Consider the following 4,043-nt stretch of genomic DNA (forward strand, 5'->3'; position numbering starts at 1 on the left):
TTTGTTGCTGTTGCGCTACCATCTGAATGCTCTCTGATTCCACCAGGAGATACGAAAAAAGGAGCAGAAAACTTAATTCCTGCTCCTTTAATTCTCCAGTTTTCACGGAGACTTTTTCAGTGCCCTCCTGTTAAGATGGAGCTTTTTATTTGTGATCCCGCTGGGATTCACACCAAACTCAAAACCTCTTTAAATAACCATCAAAGGCACATTTTAAACCAATGTTAGTGAAAAAAACATGGCTTTTAGTGACAAATAACCTATATTTGAATCCTTTTATATAGTTGTAATTTAGATACATAGCCAATAATGAGTTTTACAGTCAAAGGTTCACTAACAGCTAAGAAAAATAAAATTGGTTTGCACCCCTTATCAATAAGATATACGATAGGTGGTGTGCCATACAATATTACGCTAAAAACGTCCGATGGCAAAGTCATTTATGTTGAAAAAAGTGATTTTGACACAGACTCAAGTTTGATGAAAAAGACCAAATCAAACTATAATGCTCTGAATAATCTTATTAGAACCCATTCACAGGTACTTGAAGATGTAGCTACAGCGTCTTCCGATAAATCATTCCAAACAGTTAAAGTACTGTATGTTGAAAGACTTAAAGAAATTAAAGCTGAGGAAGAAAGGCAGGCAGCAGTTGATAAGCGTGAAGAAACTATTGTAAAAGCTAAAAAATTACATACTCTGTTTAGTGCTGAAGAAGCTGTCGAGAAGAAACGGTCACTCACCAAAAGTCTAACAGAAATCGATAAGGAATTAGAGCAATATAAAGCTGAGGGAGTTATAAGTGAACTTAATGAAGAAGAAGAACTCTTTAAAAAGCTGCTTTTAGAATTTGCTAAAATGTATGTTAACAGACCTATCCATAGGCAGTATAAATCTTGGATATCAAACTTATTAGAGTTTAGTCAACAAACTAATACCCCCCTCCTATTCTCTCAATTAGATTTTGATTTCTATAATAAGTATGGTAACTACCTTATGTTCAATAGAATGAAAGGCAAGGTTAATATCGTTAACAACACCTTTGGTGGTCAAGTCAAAAAGTTAATCCAGTTTGTGTCTTGGTGTAGAAGAATCAAAAAAGTTAAAAATGTAAACTTGATTTATGAAGATTACCCAGTTTTCAGAAAATCTAAGGATACTATCATATTTCTTGAAGATAATGAGTTGGATTTACTTTATGATGAATACAGAAATGATGTTTCAGAAGCTAAGCAAAGATTAATTGACATCACAGTATTCCAATCTTGCACTGGTTTAAGGTACGGAGATATATATGCTTCTGAATGGGTTTTGAAAGATATAGATGGTGAAAAAGTCCTTACAGGTATAACTGAAAAGAATGATGGAAACTTTGTTATTCCATTCTTCTTAGACAGCCGCATTGAAGAAATTTTAGAAAGATATGATTACAAAATGAATCATATGGTCGAAGGAGTTTATAATAGAGAGATTAAACAATTATTAGCTGAATTCTTCAAGCAATACAACTTATATCAAACACCTTTAACCTTTACCAAAGAGAGATTTGATAAAAAAGAAATACTGACTGATTATAAACATAATCTCTTTTCATCACACTGTAATCGCAGACGCTTCATCAATTACTGGAAACTGCAAGGTTCAGAAGACCAGATTATATTAAATATACTCGGGAGTAAGGACAGTTCAGTATTACAAGGCTATAAAAAGAAAGATATCGCTACAACCTCAAAAGTAATTATCAAAAAGCTATCACAAATTAAAATGTTGGCAGCAATGAAGAACGAAGATTCTACAAGTATTTAAGGCAATCAATAACTAAAGTTATATTTATAATTAGTAAAACATTAAATATTTAAAAATTCTATTCATATTTAAACATTTTTTTATATTTTTTATTACTTAATATAAAATTATACGTAAATAACCATAAAGACACAAATCTGCCTTATGAAATCATTATTTACAACAATAGTTTTAGCAGTCATTACTCTGTCAGCTGTATTAAGTGCAAATGCACAAAATATAATCCAGGAATCATCATCGGTTGTCAGTAATTTAACTACCGCAGAGGTACCTTTAACAATTGCAAATAATCCTGGGTTTCTAAACCTGGTGGTAGGAGAAAATTATGAGCATAAAGTAAAATTAATAAATACTGGTAACAATAAAATTAATTGGGTATTTGACGGTAACGTACCCCAGTGCTTTAGTATCGAACAAGATGGTACTATTAGATGCAAACCAACTGAAAATAACATTCTTCTAAGGCATATAAATCTTGTAGATGAGTATGAAATTAAATTTACAGCGAGTAACGCTAATAATCCAGCAGAAAAAGTTTCAGATAGTTTTAAAGTAAAATTTTACAGGACTGAGCCAGAAATGCCTGTAATCAATATAGTTCAGAATCACTATACAGTGCATGAAGGTACAGCACTCAAAATTCGAGTAGATTGTATAAATCCCACATCACCCATTACACTTTCAAACACGACTCCTCCCCCCAATGGGGTTATAAAAAAAGATATCAGTAAATGTGGAGAAGAATTCGAATGGATTCCAGACTTTTCTTTTGTATCTGAGGGTGAAGGTGGTAAAAAAGATTTTACATTAAAATTTGTTGCTACGAATCAATTAAGACAAAGAACAGAAAGAGAAGTATTAGTAACTGTAATAAATACTGTTGATTGCGAAGGAGTAACTACTGAATACAATGCTCTCGTGACTTCTATTAACAATTTTAGAAATACAGTTATTTCGACATTCATTGAACGCAATGAAGAAATAAAGAAAGCCAAGGCAAAAAAGCAGAAGTTTGACTACGCTGCAATCACTTTAGGAGCAGCAGGCGGAACTCTTGCGTTGTTACCTAACGATGCTCAACATAAAGGTGCTGCAGTACTATCAATTTCATCTTCCCTAACGTTAGGTCTTAAACAGACCATAGGTGAAAATGAGCAAATTGAAATGGAAAAGGACGCAAAGCTTCTACTTACAGCAAATAAAATTTTAGAAAATGCTCTAATAGACTACCAATTTACAAATTGTAAGGACGGTAATACAGAACAAAATATAGTAAAATTAAGAGAAACCTTTAAAGGAGCAAGAGGAGACTTAAACCACATAGCTTTAGTTTCTATCAACCCTATTGAAATAGAAACTTATTTGAAAAAACATGACAAAAGTATTAACAGAAAGTTTGGTACAACCTATACACCAACCCTTAACTCACCTAATCAATAAGTAGTATATCTAAACGTGTTTGATTTCTTAATAGAATAAGGCAATAAGCTTCCCACACATCCATTACCTGCTTTATATCAATGTCAGCCGCAGTGGCTACATTAAACTCGTCCAACAAATTATCTTAAGGCGCTATCAGTATTACTTACGCTACAATTATCTCTTCTGGGTATAGGACAAGCAATATAACATCTACTTCAGCAGAAAAGGTAGTGGTAGTATTGCTTATATATTAGATGTGTGATATCGAAGGGTAGTAAGTTGAGCGAAAATTTGTTGTCAATTATTATCATGTGAGGTTGTGAATCAATACCAGCATTACCAACAATATCATCAATATTCCTGCTGCTCCCCTTGTTACCCTACAGGAAATAAGTGTTTATCGTAGAGATAAGTATGGCGATGGCATAAGCAATAAAGAACCACTTCATGAGAAGCTTCCTGTTGACAACATTCTTTAGAAACGGGTAGAACAGGAAGTACCCTACACCAGCAGCAAGAGAAAGGAATAGCAGTGCCTTTAGCATTCTTATTGTTTGTTTGGCGCTTTTAACGCGTTGCCGCTACCCGCAGGTGGCGATTTCGAAGCTCTTCACTGTAAACCAAGTAGAAACTTTGGTAGAAGCACAATGCTTGATTTAACCACTAAGCCGACACTTTTGGGTAGGTGTTGTTGCACTAAACCTTCGGTAGCTGGTTTTAAAAAGCAGCGGATAAGCGTTACCTTTTGATTCAAACTTATTCCTTACATAAAGATGAAAAAAAAGAGCCTACCCTTATCCAGACTGCCTGTACTA

At 33.7% G+C, this 4,043-nt stretch carries 2 protein-coding genes; both read left to right on the forward strand.

Going from position 1 to position 4,043, the window contains the following annotated elements:
* Window positions 1–309: 309 nt before the first annotated feature.
* Window positions 310–1,806, forward strand: a complete 1,497-nt coding sequence (locus K3G39_RS20340) for a phage integrase SAM-like domain-containing protein (RefSeq protein WP_220628013.1) — start codon at window positions 310–312, stop codon at window positions 1,804–1,806.
* Between the two features lie 144 nt (window positions 1,807–1,950).
* Window positions 1,951–3,246: a hypothetical protein gene (locus tag K3G39_RS20345; protein WP_220628014.1), complete on the forward strand. Its 1,296-nt coding sequence runs from the start codon at window positions 1,951–1,953 to the stop codon at window positions 3,244–3,246.
* The last annotated feature ends 797 nt before the right edge of the window (window positions 3,247–4,043 follow it).

The sequence above is a fragment of the Pontibacter sp. HSC-14F20 genome (assembly GCF_019599265.1).
Classification (GTDB): domain Bacteria; phylum Bacteroidota; class Bacteroidia; order Cytophagales; family Hymenobacteraceae; genus Pontibacter.